The sequence below is a fragment of the Vitreimonas sp. genome, assembly GCF_036392335.1.
GTDB lineage: Bacteria > Pseudomonadota > Alphaproteobacteria > Caulobacterales > Aquidulcibacteraceae > Vitreimonas.
The window spans coordinates 1-18,684 of sequence record NZ_DASVYD010000065.1; the positions used below are offsets into that span (position 1 = coordinate 1).

19 protein-coding genes are annotated in these 18,684 nt (G+C 63.0%); 6 read left to right on the forward strand and 13 right to left on the reverse strand.

Annotated elements, in window-relative coordinates:
* Window positions 1–215: 215 nt before the first annotated feature.
* A complete protein-coding gene (cysS, locus tag VF769_RS14890; RefSeq protein ID WP_331009214.1) occupies window positions 216–1,589 on the reverse strand; it encodes a cysteine--tRNA ligase in 1,374 nt (457 codons plus the stop codon).
* 185 nt (window positions 1,590–1,774) lie between these two features.
* Between cysS and folE the strand changes: the two genes are divergently transcribed.
* On the forward strand, window positions 1,775–2,389 hold the full coding sequence (gene folE / locus VF769_RS14895) for a GTP cyclohydrolase I FolE (protein ID WP_331009215.1): 615 nt from the start codon (window positions 1,775–1,777) through the stop codon (window positions 2,387–2,389).
* 58 nt (window positions 2,390–2,447) lie between these two features.
* On the opposite strand, the gene VF769_RS14900 is transcribed toward folE, so the two are convergent.
* Window positions 2,448–3,176: a hypothetical protein gene (locus VF769_RS14900; protein WP_331009216.1), complete on the reverse strand. Its 729-nt coding sequence runs from the start codon at window positions 3,174–3,176 to the stop codon at window positions 2,448–2,450.
* A 128-nt stretch (window positions 3,177–3,304) separates the two neighbouring features.
* Here VF769_RS14900 and VF769_RS14905 point away from each other — a divergent pair, with 128 nt between their 5' ends.
* Both VF769_RS14905 and VF769_RS14910 read left to right on the forward strand, forming a co-directional pair.
* On the forward strand, window positions 3,305–4,408 hold the full coding sequence (locus VF769_RS14905) for an FAD-dependent oxidoreductase (RefSeq protein ID WP_331009217.1): 1,104 nt from the start codon (window positions 3,305–3,307) through the stop codon (window positions 4,406–4,408).
* Between the two features lie 61 nt (window positions 4,409–4,469).
* Entirely contained in the window at window positions 4,470–4,661 is a 192-nt protein-coding gene (locus VF769_RS14910) for a hypothetical protein (RefSeq protein WP_331009218.1), read from the forward strand.
* Here the strand turns inward: VF769_RS14910 and VF769_RS14915 are convergent.
* Together VF769_RS14915 and VF769_RS14920 are read right to left on the reverse strand one after the other, a co-directional pair.
* The gene (locus tag VF769_RS14915; RefSeq protein ID WP_331009219.1) at window positions 4,645–6,504 is read right to left on the reverse strand and encodes an alkaline phosphatase D family protein; all 1,860 of its coding nucleotides are present in this window, start codon (window positions 6,502–6,504) and stop codon (window positions 4,645–4,647) included. The genes VF769_RS14910 and VF769_RS14915 overlap by 17 nt on opposite strands.
* A complete protein-coding gene (locus VF769_RS14920) occupies window positions 6,501–7,538 on the reverse strand; it encodes an endonuclease/exonuclease/phosphatase family protein (RefSeq protein ID WP_331009220.1) in 1,038 nt (345 codons plus the stop codon). The genes VF769_RS14915 and VF769_RS14920 overlap by 4 nt, the downstream gene beginning before the upstream one ends.
* A gap of 72 nt (window positions 7,539–7,610) precedes the next feature.
* Here VF769_RS14920 and VF769_RS14925 point away from each other — a divergent pair, with 72 nt between their 5' ends.
* The 3 genes from VF769_RS14925 (at window position 7,611) to rpoH (ending at window position 10,243) form a co-directional block, all read left to right on the forward strand.
* Complete coding sequence (locus tag VF769_RS14925) at window positions 7,611–8,642, forward strand: RluA family pseudouridine synthase (protein ID WP_331009221.1); 1,032 nt, start codon at window positions 7,611–7,613, stop codon at window positions 8,640–8,642.
* An 89-nt stretch (window positions 8,643–8,731) separates the two neighbouring features.
* On the forward strand, window positions 8,732–9,010 hold the full coding sequence (locus tag VF769_RS14930; protein WP_331009222.1) for a hypothetical protein: 279 nt from the start codon (window positions 8,732–8,734) through the stop codon (window positions 9,008–9,010).
* Between the two features lie 318 nt (window positions 9,011–9,328).
* Window positions 9,329–10,243, forward strand: a complete 915-nt coding sequence (rpoH, locus tag VF769_RS14935; protein ID WP_331009223.1) for an RNA polymerase sigma factor RpoH — start codon at window positions 9,329–9,331, stop codon at window positions 10,241–10,243.
* A 109-nt stretch (window positions 10,244–10,352) separates the two neighbouring features.
* Here the strand turns inward: rpoH and VF769_RS14940 are convergent, their stop codons facing one another.
* From VF769_RS14940 to VF769_RS14980, 9 genes are all read right to left on the reverse strand, one after another.
* Window positions 10,353–10,652, reverse strand: a complete 300-nt coding sequence (locus VF769_RS14940) for a phasin family protein (RefSeq protein ID WP_331009224.1) — start codon at window positions 10,650–10,652, stop codon at window positions 10,353–10,355.
* A gap of 200 nt (window positions 10,653–10,852) precedes the next feature.
* Window positions 10,853–11,485, reverse strand: a complete 633-nt coding sequence (locus VF769_RS14945) for a Yip1 family protein (protein ID WP_331009225.1) — start codon at window positions 11,483–11,485, stop codon at window positions 10,853–10,855.
* A gap of 79 nt (window positions 11,486–11,564) precedes the next feature.
* Complete coding sequence (locus VF769_RS14950; RefSeq protein WP_331009226.1) at window positions 11,565–12,212, reverse strand: Yip1 family protein; 648 nt, start codon at window positions 12,210–12,212, stop codon at window positions 11,565–11,567.
* A gap of 96 nt (window positions 12,213–12,308) precedes the next feature.
* Window positions 12,309–13,598: an adenylosuccinate synthase gene (locus tag VF769_RS14955; protein ID WP_331009227.1), complete on the reverse strand. Its 1,290-nt coding sequence runs from the start codon at window positions 13,596–13,598 to the stop codon at window positions 12,309–12,311.
* Window positions 13,599–13,722: 124 nt separating this feature from the next.
* A complete protein-coding gene (locus tag VF769_RS14960) occupies window positions 13,723–14,895 on the reverse strand; it encodes a patatin-like phospholipase family protein (RefSeq protein ID WP_331009228.1) in 1,173 nt (390 codons plus the stop codon).
* Window positions 14,896–14,947: 52 nt separating this feature from the next.
* Complete coding sequence (locus VF769_RS14965) at window positions 14,948–15,532, reverse strand: acyloxyacyl hydrolase (protein ID WP_331009229.1); 585 nt, start codon at window positions 15,530–15,532, stop codon at window positions 14,948–14,950.
* Window positions 15,533–15,593: 61 nt separating this feature from the next.
* Window positions 15,594–16,193: an acyloxyacyl hydrolase gene (locus VF769_RS14970; RefSeq protein ID WP_331009230.1), complete on the reverse strand. Its 600-nt coding sequence runs from the start codon at window positions 16,191–16,193 to the stop codon at window positions 15,594–15,596.
* 70 nt (window positions 16,194–16,263) lie between these two features.
* Window positions 16,264–17,844 carry a phosphoglycerate dehydrogenase gene (serA, locus tag VF769_RS14975; RefSeq protein WP_331009231.1) on the reverse strand — a complete coding sequence of 527 codons (1,581 nt, stop codon included), beginning with the start codon at window positions 17,842–17,844 and terminating at the stop codon, window positions 16,264–16,266.
* 486 nt (window positions 17,845–18,330) lie between these two features.
* The coding region (locus VF769_RS14980; RefSeq protein ID WP_331009232.1) for a dATP/dGTP pyrophosphohydrolase domain-containing protein at window positions 18,331–18,684 on the reverse strand (354 nt) is incomplete at its 5' end.

The following is an 18,684-nucleotide window of genomic DNA, read 5'->3' on the forward strand; positions in this document are numbered from 1 at the left end:
ATCGCCAAAGTCGCGCTCAAGCGCCAACCGCGCTCGGTTTATGTCGACGGCCGCCTCCAAGGCGACGCCGGCAAGCTCTGCTGGCTCGGCGCCCGCGCGCTGTTCGCCGCGCGCGCCGATTCAAGCTGAAGCGCCATCATCCCGGAGCATTGCAGAACGCGCGTTCAGCAGAACGACGCGAACACACGCGCGCGCCTATGCGCGGGCGAGGCCCATCATCCTTTCCGCCGCCACGTGCTGCCGCTGGCGCTATCCATCACTTCCACACCGCGCGCGGCCAATTCATCCCGCAAACGATCGCTCTCCGCGTAATTCTTCGCCGCCCGCGCCGCGACCCGTTCCGCCACCAGGCGATCGATCTCGGCCGCTTCGTCGCCGAACGAAGCCCTGAACCAATGCTCGGGATCCTCATTCAGCACGCCCAGCAAACGCGCCGCCGCCAACAATTCGCCCTTGGCCCGCGCTTGCTCGGCCGGCTTCTTCGCAACATTCGCCGCCGTCGCCAGCGCCGACAATTCCGCGATCGCCGCCGGCGTATTCAAATCATCCGCGAGCGCTTCAACGAACGCGGAAGGCGCGTCGACCTCAGCCGCCGCCACATCCTTCAAGCGCAACACCGCGCCATAGAGCCGGTCCAAGCTGGCTTGCGCTTGGCGCAGCAAATCCTCGGACCAATCCAGCGGCGCGCGATAATGCGCGCTGAGCAACGCCCAACGAATGGTCTCGCCCTGCCAATCTTCCAACAATTCGCGCGGCGTGATGATGTTGCCGATGCTCTTCGACATCTTCTCGCGATCCATCGTGAGAAAGCCGTTGTGCATCCACACCCGCGCCAACGCATGGCCATGCGCGCTTTCGCTCTGCGCGATTTCGTTTTCGTGGTGCGGGAAGATGAGATCAATGCCGCCGCCATGAATGTCGATCGGCGAACCGAGCTCTTTCTCGATCATCGCCGAGCATTCGATATGCCAGCCCGGTCGTCCCGCGCCGAACGACGCTTCCCAGGACGGCTCGCCCGGCTTCGTTGTCTTCCACAGCGCGAAATCCGAAGGATGGCGCTTGTCGTCCTCGCCCTCGACACGCGCGCCGGCCTTCAATTCGTCCTGCGAACGCCCCGAGAGCTTGCCGTAATCTTCGTCAGCCGCGACCGAGAAATAGATTCCCGTCTCGGCCTTGTACGCCGCCCCCTTCGCCAAGAGCTGCTCGATCAGCGCGATCATGTCGCTCACGTGCTCGGTCGCGCGCGGCGTCAGCGTCGGCGGCAGCACGCCGAGCGCGCCCGTATCTTCCTCATAGATACGCTCGAACTTGCGCGTGATCGCGTCGATCGGCTCGCCGCTCTTGGCGGCCGCGGCGATGATCTTGTCATCGATGTCAGTGTAATTGCGGGCGTAGATCACCGCCTGTTCACCATAGGTCAGCCGCAACAAGCGGAAGAGCACGTCGAACACGACCGGCGGGCGCGCATTGCCGATATGCGCGTAAGAATAGACGGTCGGACCGCACACATACATCGTCACCCGGCTGGGATTGGCGGGTTCGAAGCGCTCCTTGCGCCGCGTCAACGTGTTGGTGAGTGCGATTTCCATGGGGGTGCTTCTAGCGGCGGGCCGTGCTAACCTCCATATCCAACAGGGGCCAAATTCATGGGTCCCGTCGCCTGAGGTGAATTTCGGGCGGGCGTTAAGTCCGGGTGTCCGTCTGGTGCGTACAAGCCAGCAGAACCCTCCCGGCTCGACCTCCGTCCCTCAGACTAAGGACTTAAGACCCCCTCATGAGTGAAATTATTAAATGGCGCTCGCCCGCCGAGGCCGCGCAAAAGCGTCCGTCGCGTGAGGCGGCCCTTGAAGCAGTCCGCACCCTGATCGCCTGGGCCGGCGACGATCCCGACCGCGAAGGCCTGAAGGACACCCCCAAGCGCGTCATCGAAGCCTATCGCGAATGGTTCGGCGGCTACGACCAGGATCCGACGCTTGAGCTCAAGCGCGTGTTCGAGGACGTCGGCGGCTATGACGACATCGTCATGCTGAAGAAGATCGACGTGGAGAGCCATTGCGAGCACCACATCGCGCCCTTCCTCGGCAAGGCCTACGTCGCCTATCTGCCCACCGACGCCGTCGTCGGCATTTCCAAGATCGCGCGCGTCGTCGAAATCTTCGCCAAGCGTCTGCAGACGCAAGAGACGATGACGAGCCAGATCGCAGAAGCGATCAACGATACGCTGAAGCCGCGCGGCGTCGCCGTGCTGATCGACGCCGAGCACCAATGCATGAGCACGCGCGGCGTCCACCATAAAGACGTCACCACCGTCACCACCCAATTCACCGGCGCCTTCAAAGAAGATTCCGAACTCCGCAACCGCTTCCTGAAGCTGGCGGGGTATGGCTGATTGACAGCCAATGAGAATTCCAAAGGGCGCGACGCAAGTCGCGCCCCTTTGCTTGAGCCTAGCTCGCCTCGCGCGGCAGGATCACCATGCGATACGGGATAAACAGGCGCAGGTCCAAATCGCCGGCGCGGCGCCACGCGATCGGGTTCTCTAAGCCCTCGAGCCGCGCGCCGTAGCCAACGCCCAGCGCATTTGAGATTTGCGCGGCGTCGGCGGCGATCGAGGTAATCAAAGCTGGGCGATATTGTTGAGGGTCATTCAACGTAAGCTGCATCTCTCCGAACGAAACCTCCACCCGTCCCGGTCGCGGAATGTTCGAAACGAACTGCGTAAACCGCTCGCGCACCGCGTCACGATCATCGCCTACCGCTACCCGCGTGCGCACAGTGATCGACACATAAGACGTATCCTGGCGCGGACCTGAGCGCAGCGATTCCATCGCCTTATCGACATTGAAGGCCACCACGCGCGCTTGGCCGGATTGATCCGAATCCTCCTCGATCAAGGCGACGGAAATGCGAGCATTTCGGTCGGCATAGCGTGTGAGGCTCTGCAAGGCCTGGCGCAGCTCGGCCGTGCGCTGCGCGGCTTCGCGCGTATCCGAACCAATCGTGATCTGCTGCACGGCGAAATCCGCGCGGCGCACCAGAGACACATGCGGCACACTGAAATTCTCATAAGCCTCGCGATAGCGCGTCGCCGTGACGACGATCTCTTCTTCTTGCGCGAACGCAGGCCCCACGCTCATCAGCGCCAAGGCCGCCCCAACCAATAAGCCGCGAAACATAAGCCCCTCCCGTATTGCCCTGCCAAAACGCTAAGCCCGCGCGCAGACCGGCGGCAACCAGAAGTACAAGCCATCACCCGGACGTGATCGATGTTGCGACCTCTCGCCAAACCTGCGTAGAGGGGATCATGCGCATCGCCGTGATCGGGCTTGGCATTGCTGGTTTGAGCATCTGCGCGCGCCTGGCGCTCGCCGGCCACGACGTATCCGGCTTCGACCAATTCGAGCCGATGCACACGAACGGCTCCTCGCACGGCGACACGCGCATCATGCGGCTCACGCCCGGCGAAGGCGAAATCTATGTAAAGCTCGCCCGCCGCGCCCAAGAGATCTGGCGCACGTGGGAAGGCTTGGCCGGCCGCCCGTTCATCGAATGGACCGGGGGCCTCATGGCCGGCCCGCGCGGCTCGCCCTTCGTCGCCGCCAGCCAGCGCTTGAGCCGCACGCCCGCCGCCATCATGCGCGGCGACGCGATCCACGCCATGACGCGCGGCTACATCGCCATGCCCTACGAATGGGACGTGTTTCGCCAGGAAGATGCCGGCGTCATCGCCGCCGACGCGGTGCGCGCGTTCCTCTTGAAGCAAGCGCCGCGCTGGGGCGCCAAGCTCCACCACAACGCCCGCATCGAAGCGCCGATTGACGGCCTCGTGCTGAAGATCAACGAGGAAGCGCGCGTCTTCGATGTCGTCATCGTCGCCGCCGGCGGCTGGGCGCGCAAGCTGCTGCCGGAATTCGCCGGCAAGCTCGCCGTGAAGCGCCGCGTGGTCGGTTGGTTCGAGTCACCGAACCCGCGCATGGCCCCCGTCATCTGCGCCGACAATGACGAAGGCGTCTACGGCATGCCCGCGCCGCGCGGCCTGTACAAACTCGGCCTGCACGCCATCGGCGGCGCGACTGATCCAGACAACGTCCGCGCCCCCGACGCGGAAGACGCCACGCTCCTTTCAGAGCAAGCACGCGTGCTCTTGCCGACGCACAATCCCGAACCCGTGCGCATGACGCGCTGCCTCTACACCGTCACACCCGACGAACACTTCCTCATCACCCCGAGCCGCATCCACGAGCGCATTTTGCTCTTCTCCGCCTGCTCCGGTCACGGATTCAAATATGCGCCGCTCTACGGCGCCATCGCCGAGGACTGGCTGAATGGTAAGGAAACCGAGGAATTGACGGCATTCGGTCCAGCACGGCGCGCGCATGTGAACCGCCTCGGAGGTGAAAAAACGTAAAGGCACATTTGCGCCCCAACCGAGTCACGATGCTGTCGCCGAATCTGCCGACAACGCGCCCATGAACGCAGATCAATTCCTCGCCCTCGCCGAAGCGTTGCGCTCTTACGCGCAGCATTCCGGACGCGACACGAATGCGTCCAACCTCTTCGTGCACAGCATGCTGATGCGCGCGATCCAAGTGGACCGCGCGAAGCAGCCGCGCACCCGCGCTGAAGCGGAACACGAAGACGCGCCTAAGTGGCTTGCGTAATCGCGCCCACGGCCGGGCCCGCCTCGGGCGCCACACTGAACGCCGCCACGCGCGTCGTCTCGAACGTCTTCGACAGGATCGTCGACACGGCGAAGAATTCAGCCAGCGCTTGCTGCTTGCTCAAGGTCAGCAGCAGGAAGCCGTGATGCTCGGGGTCGGTGTATTTGATATGCGGATTGCGCGCCCGCACGCCCGCGCCAAAGTCCACGCCGAACGGTGAGAAATACGCCGCTTCGCTGGGCGAGGTGACCGAGGTCGTCCCGAACTCAACTGCGACTCGGCCTTGCGCATCGGAAATCTCGTTGGCCCACGCAATGTGCGTGTCGCCCGTCAGGATCAACGCATTGCCGCTCGCCGCGCGGATCGATTGCAGCAGACGCGCGCGCACGGCCGGGTAGCCGTCCCACGCATCGACGTTCAGCGGAAACTCAAACCGCGTCAGCTTCAGCAGCTGCGTCACGCCTGGGCTCAAGCGCTCCAACGCCTCCGCCAACGCCGCCGGCGCGGCGGAGAGGTCAGGCGCGGTCAGCGGCGCGACCAGCACTTGATTGCCCAGCACTTGCCAGGTCGTGCCGCCCTGCGCCGAGCCGCCCAACTCGCTCGCGAGCCATTGCTCCTGCGCCTCGCCCAAGAGCGCGCGATCCGGCGTCGAGAGGATGTTATTCAACGCCTCCACGTCCGGCGCTATAAAGAAACCCGTCGGCAAATTTGGGACCGCGGGCGCCAAGGTCTGCACACGCCGCCAATCGAGCACCGGGCGCATCTCTTCGCCCACCGCTTCATAGATCGCCGGCAGGCGCTGCATCGCCGCCACATCGGCCTCGTGATCGCGCAGCGCGACGGGCGTCGCTGGATTGGTGAAATTCCAGCGCTGCATGCGGATCGGCATTTGCGTCGCGTAATCGAACGGCTCGGTCCGCGCCAGCAGACGCGTTTCCACCATCACCAGAGTCAGGAGGTCGCCGAACTGGAACGAACGATTGATCGCCTCGAACGCGCGGCCCGGCTCGGGATCGCGGATCGGCATCCATTCGTAATAGGCCTGCAGCGCCGCACTCTTGCGATTGGCCCATTCGCCTTCGTTGGGCTGATGGTTTTGCGCGCCGGTCGCGAAGGAATCGTTGGCGGTCTCATGATCGTCCCAGACCACGATCCACGGCGCCATGGCGTGCGCGGCTTGCAGCTCGGCTTCGGTTTTATATTGCGCGTGGCGGGCGCGATAATCCTCGATACGCGTGCATTCCACCTCCGGCGATGGCACGCGACCGAGCTGGATCGCGGTCTCGCCGCCATAACCGGAGAGGCCGTATTCGTAGATGTAGTCGCCCAAATGCACGACGACATCGACATCCTCGCGCTGCGCCAGCGCCGCGTAGGCGTTGAAGAAGCCGTGCGGGAACGAGGCGCACGACAGCACCGCGAGCTTCACTTCGTCCAAGCTGCCACGCGGCAATGTCCGCGTACGGCCAACACTGCTTTGGGCCGCACCCGCGCGGAAGCCGTAAAAGTACGGCGCACCTGGGCGCAGGCCCGTCACGTCCGCCTTCACCGTGTAATCGCGCGCCTCGCTCGTCTCGACCACGCCCGTTTTCACAACGTCAGTCAGTTCGCGGTTGCGCGCCACGATCCAACGCACCGGCACGGGGCCGGCATTGGCCGGCGTCACGCGCGTCCAGATCACGACGCGATCGCTCTTGGGATCGCCCGAAGCCACGCCGTGGTTGAACGCGATCTCGCCCTCATAGGCTGGCGTCTCCACACTGGGCGCAGCACATGCAGCCGCCGTGGCGCTTGCTGTCACCGCCGCCAGCGCGCCGCGCCGTGTCCATCCCCGCTTGCTCATTCTGAAGCCCCTTCCGTCGCCCGCACGCGCAAGCGCACAGGTTGGTGATCTGTATGCTCAAAGCCGAGATCGAAACCGCGCACGCTTTCGACCGCGACATTCGGCGAAACGACAAAGCCGTCAATCGTCGTCACGTAATTTTCCCCCGCCACGTAGGGCTTATGATTGGTCCGCACGCTGGGGATCGAGGCATCGGCCGCGATGCGCCAGCCCGGCGCCAGCGCATCTTGCGGGAATGGAAACAGCCAAAACAGAAAGCGCTGGTCCGTATTGTGCGGAAAATCCGTCTCGGCCAGTTGGAAATTCCAATCGCCGCCGATCACGACGCGCCGCCCACTTTCATACTCCCCCTGCGCCCACGCCATCAGCTCACGCAGCTGCCGCGTCCGCACCGCCGCGTCTTCGTCGAACGCGGCCAGATGCACGCTGGCGATGGTCCAATTCTCATCGCCGGCCAGCCGGATCAGCGGCGACGCATACCGCCGGCGCACGCCGAGGAAGCCGCTATCCTCCGCCGGCAACGCCACCACGTCCGCGCCTTGCACCGCGACGCGCGCATAAAGCGCCTGCCCATGCTCAATGTGCAGCGGCCACGGCAACAGCCGGGTTTTAAAATCGGAGAAGAAGGTGTTGTCCCGATCGCGCAGCGCATGTTCCGCGCGCGCCCGCACGTCGATCCAATAATTCACCGGCCCCGCGCGCGCCGTCTCTTGCATGATGACGACGTCCGCATCGGCTTGGCTCAGCAGAAACGATTCAATGCCCGCCACGTTCGCGCGCACCGCTTGCCGCGAGGGCGGAAACAAATGCTCGCCGCCATCCGAAACGAAATCACTATCGGCGCCCAAGCCGCCATAGCCCACGTTCCAGATCAGAATGTCGAGGGTGTCGCCCGCCGCATCGAGGCTCTCGCCGGGCGTGCGCTGAATATCCGCGACTTCGGCCGAGACCTGATGGTTCACGGTCAGGAACGCAGCTACGTAAAGCGCGCCCGCCGCGACCAACACGGCCAATATAATCAGCGCCCGCTTCATTGGCGTTTCGCGTCCTCCCGCGCGCACTATGGGGGCTGGCCCTCCCCGCGCAAGTCGCTATTGAGGGGCCAAATGTCCGACCAAGACGAAGATTTTGAGACAGGCGAGGTCCGCGAAGCCATCGCCCCTGCCGACGCGGGCGATCGCGTCGATGCGTGGCTGGCTAAGCTTTGGCCGGACCTCTCGCGCTCACGCGTGCAAGGCCTGATCGGCGCCGGTAAACTCAGCGTCGATGGCGCGCCAGTGACGCACGCGAAGGATAAGCCGCGCGTCGGCGGCCGCTACGAACTGCTCTTACCGCCGCCGGAGCCGGCCGCGCCGCAGCCCGAGAACTTGCCGATCAATGTCGTGTTCGAAGACGCACATTTGGTCATCGTCGACAAAGCCAGCGGCATGGCGATGCATCCCGCGCCCGGCTCAATGCGCGGCACGCTCGTGAATGCGTTGCTCGCGCATTGCGGCGACAGCCTCTCCGGCATTGGCGGCGTCGCGCGGCCGGGCATCGTGCATCGCATCGATAAGGACACGACGGGGCTTGTCGTCGTCGCGAAGCATGACGCCGCGCATACGGGCCTCGCCAAGCTCTTCGCCAAACACGATCTGGAGCGCGTCTATTACGCCGTTACCCGCGGCGCGCCGAAGGAACGTGTGGGGACGATCGAGAACAGGCTCGTCCGCTCAAGCGAGGATCGCCGCAAATACGTCGTCGTCCGCGATCCGAAAAGCGAAGCCGGCAAACACGCGATCACGCAATATTGGACGATCGAGAGCTTCGGCCAACAGCCCGAAACGTCGGCGGGCCACCCGGCCGCCGCGCTGCTGGAGTGCCGCCTCCACACGGGCCGCACGCACCAAATCCGCGCCCACCTCGCGCATCTCGGCTGCCCGCTGATCGGCGACCCGCTCTACGGCAAACAACGCGCGTTCAAAGCCGAAGGCCCACACGCGGCCGAAGCCGCCGAGGCTGTGGCCGCCTTCCCGCGCCAGGCGCTACACGCGGCCGTGCTCGGATTCGTGCATCCGATCACCGGCCAGGAATTGCGCTTCGAGAGCGAATTGCCTGCGGATATGGCGGCGCTGCTCATCACCTTGCGCAAACTCTGAGTTCCCACGCGGAACATGCTGTTGGCCACTGCAACACGCTGGCCGCCCAGGTTAGCTTCTGGTTGCGAGTACGGTTTGGGCGGAAATCCATGATGCTGTTTGCGAACGTCGAGCGCTTGCTCGCCGCGTTGGGCGCGCTGTTATTGTTCACACTGAACGAAGTGCGCATGTTCCAAGGCATGCCGCGCGCCGCGGACCCGGGCGATGGGCGCGTCCACGCAGTGTGGATGCAGATCGGGGGAGCGCCGGATCAGGTCTATCTCTCGCTGGTCGATATCGGCGTCCGCTGGGGCCTCGCGGGGCTGACTGCGGCGCTCGCTATCTGGGCGCTCGTCGAGACCCTGCAGCCGGCCAAAGCCAAAAGCTAAGCCTCAGACAACACGAGAACATTTATCGCGCCAGGCCCACCCAACGAATCAATCCCTATGGGGTGGTTCGCGAATGTTCATGGCGCTGATTCTAGGGATTGATTTCGTTTCGCTTGCCGAATCGATGCGTTCTTGTTATGTTCATATGGTTAGGGAATGGTAACGGCGAGTTGAACCCCGCGAATGGGGCGGCGCGCCCCGCTTCGAGCAAAGTCTTGAACCGCTCCCTATATTAGCAAGCGTGACGGCAACCGGGCCGCCCTCTCGCACGTATGAGAGTTAGGCCCGACCGCCCGTCGCATGAGGGGTTCTCACATCATGGCTTCAACAGCGCTGACGCTCGCACTGTCCCCTGAGCAGGGATTGCAACGGTATCTCTCGGAGATCCGCAAATTTCCCATGCTCAGCAAGGAAGACGAATTCATGCTGGCCAAGCGCTGGCAAGAGCACGGCGATACGCAAGCCGCGCACAAGCTCGTCACCTCACACCTCCGGCTGGTCGCCAAGATCGCCATGGGCTATCGCGGCTACGGCCTGCCGATCGGCGAAGTGATTTCCGAAGGCAATGTCGGCTTGATGCAAGCCGTCAAGAAATTCGATCCGGATAAGGGCTTCCGCCTCGCGACCTACGCGATGTGGTGGATCCGCGCCTCGATCCAAGAATACATCCTGCGCTCCTGGTCGCTTGTGAAGATGGGCACGACCGCCGCGCAGAAGAAGCTCTTCTTCAATCTCCGCCGCATGAAAGGCGAGATGGCCGCACTCGAAGATGGCGACCTCAAGCCTGAACACGTGGCGTCGATCGCCCACAAGCTCGCGGTCACTGAAGAGGAAGTCGTCTCCATGAACCGTCGCATGAGCGGCGGCGGCGACGCTTCGCTCAATGCGCCGATCGGCGGCGCAGGCGGCGAGGGCGACGCCGAATGGATGGATTGGCTCGCCGACGATCAGGCTGAAGGCACGCAGGAAACCCGCCTGGCGGATTCCGAAGAATTCGACGCACGCATGACGCTGCTGCAAGAGGCGATGGCGGGTCTGAACGAGCGGGAACGCCACATCATCCAAGAGCGCCGCTTGAAGGATGAACCGGCGACGCTTGAAGAACTCTCCGTCGAATACGGCGTAAGCCGCGAGCGCGTGCGCCAGATCGAGGTGCGCGCCTTTGAGAAGCTGCAAAAGGCGATGAAGAAGGTCGCGGCCGAGCGCGGCTTGCTGGCCGACGCCGACGCGTAAAACGTCCCGCGCGGGTCAGCTCCTCCCCCTGCTCGCGCACCCCGTCGCGCTACCGCCCAAAGCGCGATCTTCGGCCCTCGCCATCAGCGAGGGCCGAACTTTTTGGGTCTTATGCGCCTGACCGCTCTTCAGCCTCGGACGCTTCTGCGGACAGCAATTGGGTGAACGCCGCGCTTTCTTCAGCATAGTCTTGCTGCATCCGATCGATGAAGCCGCGTTGCGCCTTCATCAAATCGTCGGCGGACGTGCATTTGCACAGCGCCTCCATCTGGTCGGCGTACGCGTGCATGCGCCGCGCCCAGAAGCGCGCCGCCTCAAGCGCTACTCGTTGTGAGACAAGGAATGAGTTCGCATTGAGCGGCGCGCTCAAATCCGCGCGCGAACGCGCGCCGTTGCGTCTTGCTGTCATAGCGGTTCTCCGGAAGGAACCGATGTGTGGAGCCAATTGGGTGCGCCTTCGCACGCTCGCGCCGTTCGGGTCACGTCGAAGGATCGCGTTTCATACATCGCACGCGCGCAAAACGCGAATGTTGCGCGAAATCAAGATCAAGCCCCACACGGGGCGCGCGGACGCGTGCAGATCGCACACGTCCGCGACCGACCGCGGATTTAGAACGCGGCGCCAGGCGGACGAACGCCCAAGCCCACGGCGTTCAGGATCGTGCCCAGCACAAGATTCACCACCACGCCAATGACGATCGTCACCAGCACGATCACGACGACATAGCCGATCACCTTGTCTTGCGGCGTCTTCATCATGACCGGCAGGCCGACATAGATGAGATACAGCGAATAGAGGCCGACGAGCCACAACAACGCCAATGGCGGCAGGATCGCGAACACGCCCGCGAGAAATCCAGCCGTGCAACCATAAGCGGCAAGCTTGTGGGCGCGCTCGACATCCTGCTGCGAGCCGAAATTCGGCGCGAGCGCGTTGGTAACAAGCGCCATCACGTAAACCATCGCCGTACTGAGCGCGATCTGCACGACCGCCTGCACAATGCCGGTGACGATCGGCACGCGATAGGAGATGCCGAACGCGGACATGCCGACGAGCGACATGCCGATAAAGCCGCACACCGCCGCCAGCGCCGCGAGCGGCACGACGTAGCCCGTATAGAGCTTCTGCAGATCAAACGGCTCGGCCGCGATCTTTTCCCATTCCGCCTTGGGCGTCAGAAGGATGTTCTTGGCGCGGTCAACGAGACCGTTCGCGCCGGCATTGGTGGGATCGATAGTCATGGGCTGCCCTCTCCCAAATGGTGAGTCAGCTATGATGCTACGGGCGGCATGCCCTAACGCCAACCGAAATCGGGGTTAATCAGGTCACCGCGGCCGCGATCGCGAACAATACTATGGCCGCGACCATCACCGCGACCGTTGCGCTGGCGGCATAACCAAGCGCGCGATCTTCCGGCGCCTTCAGCAACACCGGCAGACCGCGATACATCAAGAACACCATCGCCGCCAAAGCAAACAGCGAAAGCCACCAGAGCGGCGGCCACAGCGAAAAAAATCCCGACAGAAACGCCGGCGTCAGCGAGTACGCGGCAACCTTCTGCGCGGAAATCTCGCTTCTATCGGCGTCGAAATTCGGCGCGAGCGCATTGATGATGATGCCCAGCAGAAATACGAGCGCGACGCTGACGATCCACGTCACCACCGCATTGATCAGCGCACCGCCGACATTCGTTTCGAGCAAACGACCGAACAGCGTCTGCCCAATCAGATCACAAACCGGCGGGATCGCCGCGAGCGGCGCGACGTAGCCCAGCAGAATGTTCGGGATCGAGGTCTGCTCGTCGCGGATTTGCTCCCATTCTTTAGTGGGGTTCTGAAACAACCCGAACGCGCGCGAGAGAATGAACTCGGACTTGTGCAGCGCCGCTTGCGCGCCGGCGCGCGCCTGTTCGACGTCGAAATGAAAGCGCCGGTTGCCGCCCGGCTGGGGATCGTTGTCGGCCGTCATTCACGCCTCCGGCGAAGTGCGTCCCATGAGTACCGAATGGAGGCCGGGCCCGCCAGCTTCTATTCCCTATTCGCTACTCGCCGCTCGCCTCTTCGCTTACGCCTTGAACGGGTCGCGCATCAGAATGACGTCGTCGCGCTCGGGACTGGTGGAAACGAGCGCAGCCGGGCAGCCGATCAATTCCTCGATGCGGCGCACATACTTAATCGCCTTGGCCGGCAAATCTTTGGAGGAGCGCACGCCGCGCGTGGTTTTCTTCCAGCCGTCGAGCGTCTCGTAGATCGGCTCAATGCGTTGCTGATCTTTGAGGCTCGCGGGCAGATAATCGATGACCTTGTCGCCAAGCTTGTAGCCCGTGCAAATCTTCACCTCGTCGAAGCCGTCCAGCACGTCGAGCTTCGTCAGCGCGATGCCATCGGCGCCCGAGAGCGCGATCGATTGGCGGACGAGCACGGAGTCAAACCAACCGCAACGGCGCGCGCGGCCTGTGTTGGTGCCGAACTCATGGCCGATCTCGCCGAGCTTCTTGCCGATCTCGTCATTGAGCTCCGTCGGGAAAGGACCGCCGCCGACGCGCGTCGTGTAAGCCTTCACGAGACCAAGCACGTAGCTGATCTTGCCAGGGCCAACGCCCGAGCCCGCACTCGCTTGTCCCGCCACAACATTGGAGGAGGTCACGAACGGATACGTGCCGTGGTCGACATCGAGCAGCACGCCTTGCGCGCCCTCAAACAAGACGCGCTTCGATTGCTGGAACGCGTTATCCAGCACGCGCCACGCCGGCTGCGCGAACGGCAGCACTTTCGGCGCGATCTCGGCCAATTCCTTTTTCAGCGCGGCAACGTCAATTTCCGGCAGGTCGAGACCTTTGCGCAGTGCGTTGTGGTGCGCAGTCAGCCGCTCGATCTTCCAGTCGATCGCTTCGGAATCGGCCAAGTCGGCGACGCGGATGGCGCGACGGCCCACCTTGTCTTCATAGGCGGGGCCAATGCCGCGCTTGGTGGTGCCGATCGAAGCTGCGCCCGCTTGGGCTTCACGCGCCGCGTCGAGATCACGGTGGAACGGTAGAATGAGGCTCGCTTGATCTGAGAGCACCAGCATGTCCGGCGTGATCGCAACGCCTTGCGCGGTGATCTTTTCGATTTCGCTCATCAGCGCCCAAGGATCGACGACAACGCCGTTGCCAATGATGGAGAGCTTGCCCTGCACGACGCCCGAGGGCAGCAGCGCGAGCTTGTAAGTGGTGTTGCCGACAACCAGCGTATGCCCCGCATTGTGGCCGCCTTGAAAGCGCACCACGACATCGGCGCGATTGCACAGCCAATCGACGATCTTGCCCTTGCCCTCATCGCCCCATTGGGCGCCGACAACCACTACGCCAGACATGCGTTTACCTCGCCGGGCGTTTCAGCCCGCGTTGCTTTTTACTTGCGTTCATTGGCGCTGTTTCCCTTTGGACGCAAGGGTTTAGCAGCCAAAACTCCAGGCGTGCGCGGCTATGCCCCGGCGCTCAGATATCGAACTTGGCCGGCGGCGCGGCCACCGAAAGGAAATGCCGCCCGGCACGCCTACCGATATCGTCCAACAGCGCCAGATTGGCGGCGTCGCCATTGGTGATTTCGCTCATCGATTTGATCTCGGCCGCATCCAGTTCACGGCCGAGCAGGCGTTGTGCGTGTTCGGGCCTGCGCGCGCTTTCCTCGACCTGCTCGATGCGTGCATCGTAGCGCTGATAATGCAGCACGGGATCAATCGCGAGATACGCGCCGGAGGGCTGATCTTCTTTCTCGGAATTGATGTACCAGCGCGCGCCGCTCTCGGAGATCGCCTGCATGTAGGCGATCTGTTGCAGCGACACGTCGTTGATCATGCCGCGCAGCGCGTTGAGCGTTTGGCCGACGAACGTCTTCTTGCGATATTGGTTGGCGTCCATGCGCTCGCGGAAGAAGCCTGTGCCGAGCGAGAGGATATAGAGATTGTCCTTGCCCGGTCTCCAGTTGAACCCATAGGCCGGATCGGTCGCCGCGATCGCCAATTCCATCGCGGGGTTGTTGTAGCCCGCCACGCCACCATCAATCACGAACGCGGCCGTCGAACGATCGGCGTCACCCGGCACGGGCAGATTGAGCAGCACGCCTTTAAAATAATGCGGCGCGGCCGCACTCGCTTGGACGATGTCGCGCAGGCGGAAGCCCGAATTGTGCGGGTAATATTTCCAGTTCGCGTTGTTGAGCAAAATCCAGGCGCTGCCGGTATCGATGCGCTTGCAATGCACCGCCAAGCCGCATTGCAGGTCTTCGCTCTCCAGCGTGCGTCCGCCGAACTCGCCCTTCAGCGCTTTCGTCAGCGGACCACTCACGAACATCGGGGCCAGAATGCCCGCCCCCTGAAACCAGAAGCGCTTAAACACTTTCGGAATGACGGTTTTGTAGAGCGCCCAAATCTCGGACACGCTCATGCCGAGCGCCAACCCCGTCGCGATGATCGAGCCCGTCGACGTGCCGCCAATGAGATCAAAATATTCGCTGAGGCGCATGTCTGGCTTGTTGTAGCGCTGGCGCAAATGGGCTTCGAGCTCCGCCAGCATGCCGACCGTGAGCAGGCCGCGCACGCCGCCGCCATCGAGCGCCAGAATGCGCTTCGGGCCAGGCCGCTCGAACCGCGCGCGTAGATGTGTCCCCATCGCCATCCCCCTTCTGGAGTTGGCCGCATCTTAAGTCGCGCAGCGCGCAACGTCAGCCGCCGAATTGATAGCCGATGCGCACGCCGAGCTGATCGACGCCCTGGTTGCGGCCGGAGCCCAGGATTTGGCCGTGGCTCAAATGCGAGAAAAACACCTGCGCTTCGAGCGGGCCTTCGAAATCGCGCGTCAGGCCAAGCGAGGTGCGGAACAAATCTTCCGAGCCGAACAGAACATGTTCCTCGAAGAACGCCGCCGCCTCCGGCGTGCCGTTGGCGAAGGGATTATCGACCTCGCCATTGTGGATCACATAGCCGATGCCGGGCTCCAGCGCCCAGCCTTCGGCAAAATCCCAGCGCCATTCGAGGCCGACGCCGCCAAAGCTGGTTTCGCCGGCGACGTTCACCGAGGCCAGAATGTAGGGTTGCGGCGAGCCTGCCCAATTCAGAAACGAAGGCGAGTCGAACGAGACCTGAAACTCGACGTTGGGGCCGTCTTCCTTATCGGCGTTCTTGCAATTGGTGACGCAGATATTGTGCGCCATCACGCCGACATGGACTTCATCGACGCCCGCGTTCGCCGCCGGCGCCAAAGCCATGGCCGCACCGAACGCCGCAACGCCCGCCAAATATCCCCGCATCGATTCTGCCTCCCCGAAAGTCCGGGCAAACTAGCCAGGGCCGGGGTGGATGAAAAGCGCGTTAGTCGGCCGGGTCGGGATCGAGCCGGTAGCTGAAGCGCAGGCCAACATAATCAAGGCCTTGGTTGCGGCCGCTGTCGAGGATCTGGCCGTGGCTCATGTGCTGCCAATAGAGCTGCGCCGCGAAACGATCGCCAAACTCCCGTTCCAACGCAAAACTTGTGCGGAACAAATCTTCCGAGCCGAGCAATTGGTTTTCCGCTTCAAACGCCGCCGCTTCGGGCGTGCCGTCGGCGAAGGGATTATCAATCTCGCCGTCGTGCAGAATGTAGCCGAAGCCCGGCTCAAACGCCCAACCATCGGCGAACTCCCAGCGCCACAACAGGCCGAAGCCGCCGAAATTGACGCCGTCATCGCTGGTCGCGAATGACCCCATCAGATACGGGCGCGGCGAGCCGATCAGGTTCAAGAAATCGGGCGACGACGAAACAATGTCGAACTCGACATTGCCGCCGCTGTGCTTGCCCCCGACGATCTCGCCGTGATCGTCGCGGATGTTGTCGACATAGCCAAGGCGGATCTCTTCCACCTTCGCCGACGCGGGCGCGGCTACGCCCGCGACAGCCAGCAACAGCGTCGAGCAAAACAGCTTCCATTTCATCAAAGGCGTCCCCTCGAACCGAACATGACTCGGCCGAGCGATGAACGCTGCCTTTGCGATCAAGTTCCGCTTAGAAGCGCAACACTTTCGCGTAGCGCACCTGTGGCAACGCCTTGATGCGGGCGAGCAGATCGTCGGTGACAACTTGGTCCACGCCGACCAACGCGATCGCGTCTTGGCCCTCGGCTTCACGGCCGAGGTGGAAGGTGGCGATGTTGATCTTGGCGTCCGCGAGCATCGTGCCCAGCGCGCCGATGAAGCCCGGCTTGTCCGAATTGTTCACGAACAACATGACGGGATGGAAATGCGCTTCGAGCTGCATGTTCTTCACTTCGGCGATCTTCGGCTGGCCAGCCACGACCGTGCCTGCAAGCGAGCGCCATTTGCCGCCCGTCTTCACCTTGATGCGGATCAGGCTGTCATAGATCGGCGAGCCCTCGCGCGTGCTCTCCGTCAGCGGCACGCCGCGTTCCTTTAGGATCGCCGGCGCCGAGACCACGTTCACGTCCTGCAGCAGCGGCCGCAGCATCCCCGCCAGCACCGACGCGGTCAGCGGCTTCATATTGAGCTTGGCGACATCGCCTTCATATTCGATCTCGACCTCTTCCAGGCCGTCATCGACAATCTGGCCCGCGAAGGCGCCGAGCTTTTCCGCGAGCGCCGCGAACGGCTTCAAGCGCGGCGCTTCTTCGGCGGTGATCGACGGCATGTTGAGCGCGTTGGTGACAGCACCCGTCAGCAGATAATCGCTCATCTGCTCGGCGACTTGCAGCGCCACATTCTCCTGCGCTTCGTTGGTCGATGCGCCCAGGTGCGGCGTGGCGATAAAGTTCGGGGCGCCGAAGAGTACGTTTTCCTTCGCCGGTTCCACCGTGAACACGTCAAAGCCCGCCGCCGACACATGGCCGGTTTCAAGCGCCTCACGCAGCGCCGCTTCATCCACCAAGCCGCCGCGCGCGGCGTTGACGACGATGACGCCCTTCTTGGTCTTGGCCAAAGCTTCGCGCGAGAGAATGTTCTTGGTCTTCTCGGTCATCGGCACGTGCAGCGAGATCACGTCGGCGCGGTCGAGCAATTCGTCGAGTTCGACCTTCTCCACGCCGATCTGCACGGCGCGCTCCTGACTCAAGAACGGGTCATACGCGACGACCTTCATCTTCAAACCTAGCGCACGATCCGCGACGATGCCGCCAATATTGCCGCACCCGATAAGCCCCAGCGTCTTGGCGTAGAGCTCCACGCCCATGAATCGGTTCTTTTCCCACTTGCCGGCCTGCGTGCTCACATCGGCCGCCGCGAGTTGGCGGGCCGCCGCAAACATCAACGCAATCGCGTGCTCGGCCGTCGTGATCGAATTGCCGAACGGCGTGTTCATCACCACGATGCCGCGCGCCGTCGCGGCCGGAATATCGACGTTATCAACGCCAATGCCGGCGCGACCGATCACTTTCAGATTCTTCGCCGCGGCGATGATGTCCGGCTTCACTTTCGTGGCCGAACGGATCGCGAGGCCATCATAATTGCCGATGATCTCCTTCAGCTTCGCCGCATCCGGGCCAAGCTGCGGCTGGAAATCCACTTCAAGCCCGCGCGAACGGAAGATTTGGACGGCGGCTTCGCTGAGTTCATCGCTGATCAGAACTTTAGGCATGGTGCGGCTTTCTTTGAGAAATGAGCGAGAGATGAGAATTCCAATAGCGTGGGATCAAAAGCGCAATGATCAAACCCGCAGGGAGCGCTGCGACGAATGACAACGGCGCGCTCCCAACGAACAGCAGCGCATAATCCTCTGCGAGTTGGCGATCAGGCGGGATCCAATCGATCCCCGCCAACATTCCGACGAGCTGCCCGAAGGCTGTGCCTAGGATGGCGGCAAGCGCGAAAACCGCTTGCACAGCGGCGCGCACCACCAACCGCGACCGCTCCCCAACAAAAATGCGAGCTTCCTGTCTCAGCGAGAGAACCGAAGTCGCCGCCAGACACAAGACAACCCATGCGAGAGGGAGAAGAAGCCGCGTCAAACCAGTAATGGGCCTACCGCCGCGATAAGTCTCCCACGCAGTGAAACCTACGAAGCAAAGCGGCAATACGAGCAACAGCGCGAGCCAAATGCGAAACCGAAACCTCGGCATGACATTCACTCGTGTTGGCCGACGCCGTCGCCGCTGAGGCGCCATTGCCGGTTTCGGTTGATGTTCATTTTGGCGTCGACTTCCTCAGCCAAATCCTTGCCGAGGATACCGAGCACGCGGTGCAGAAGGATCATCACGTCCGCCGCTTCGGCGCCGATCTCGTTTTCGTCGCCTGCGCGCACGGCGGCGGACAATTCCTCGAATTCGGCGCGGGCGCGCTGGATCAGCACGGCAAGGTCAGAAACCTCACCGAACGTCTCAGCGCCCCAAGCGGCAATGCTAGCGCTGGTTTCGCGCGGCATGGCGATGCTCCAAACTCCTCCCCCGCGTGCGGGGGAGGTGGCGAGCGAAGCGAGCCG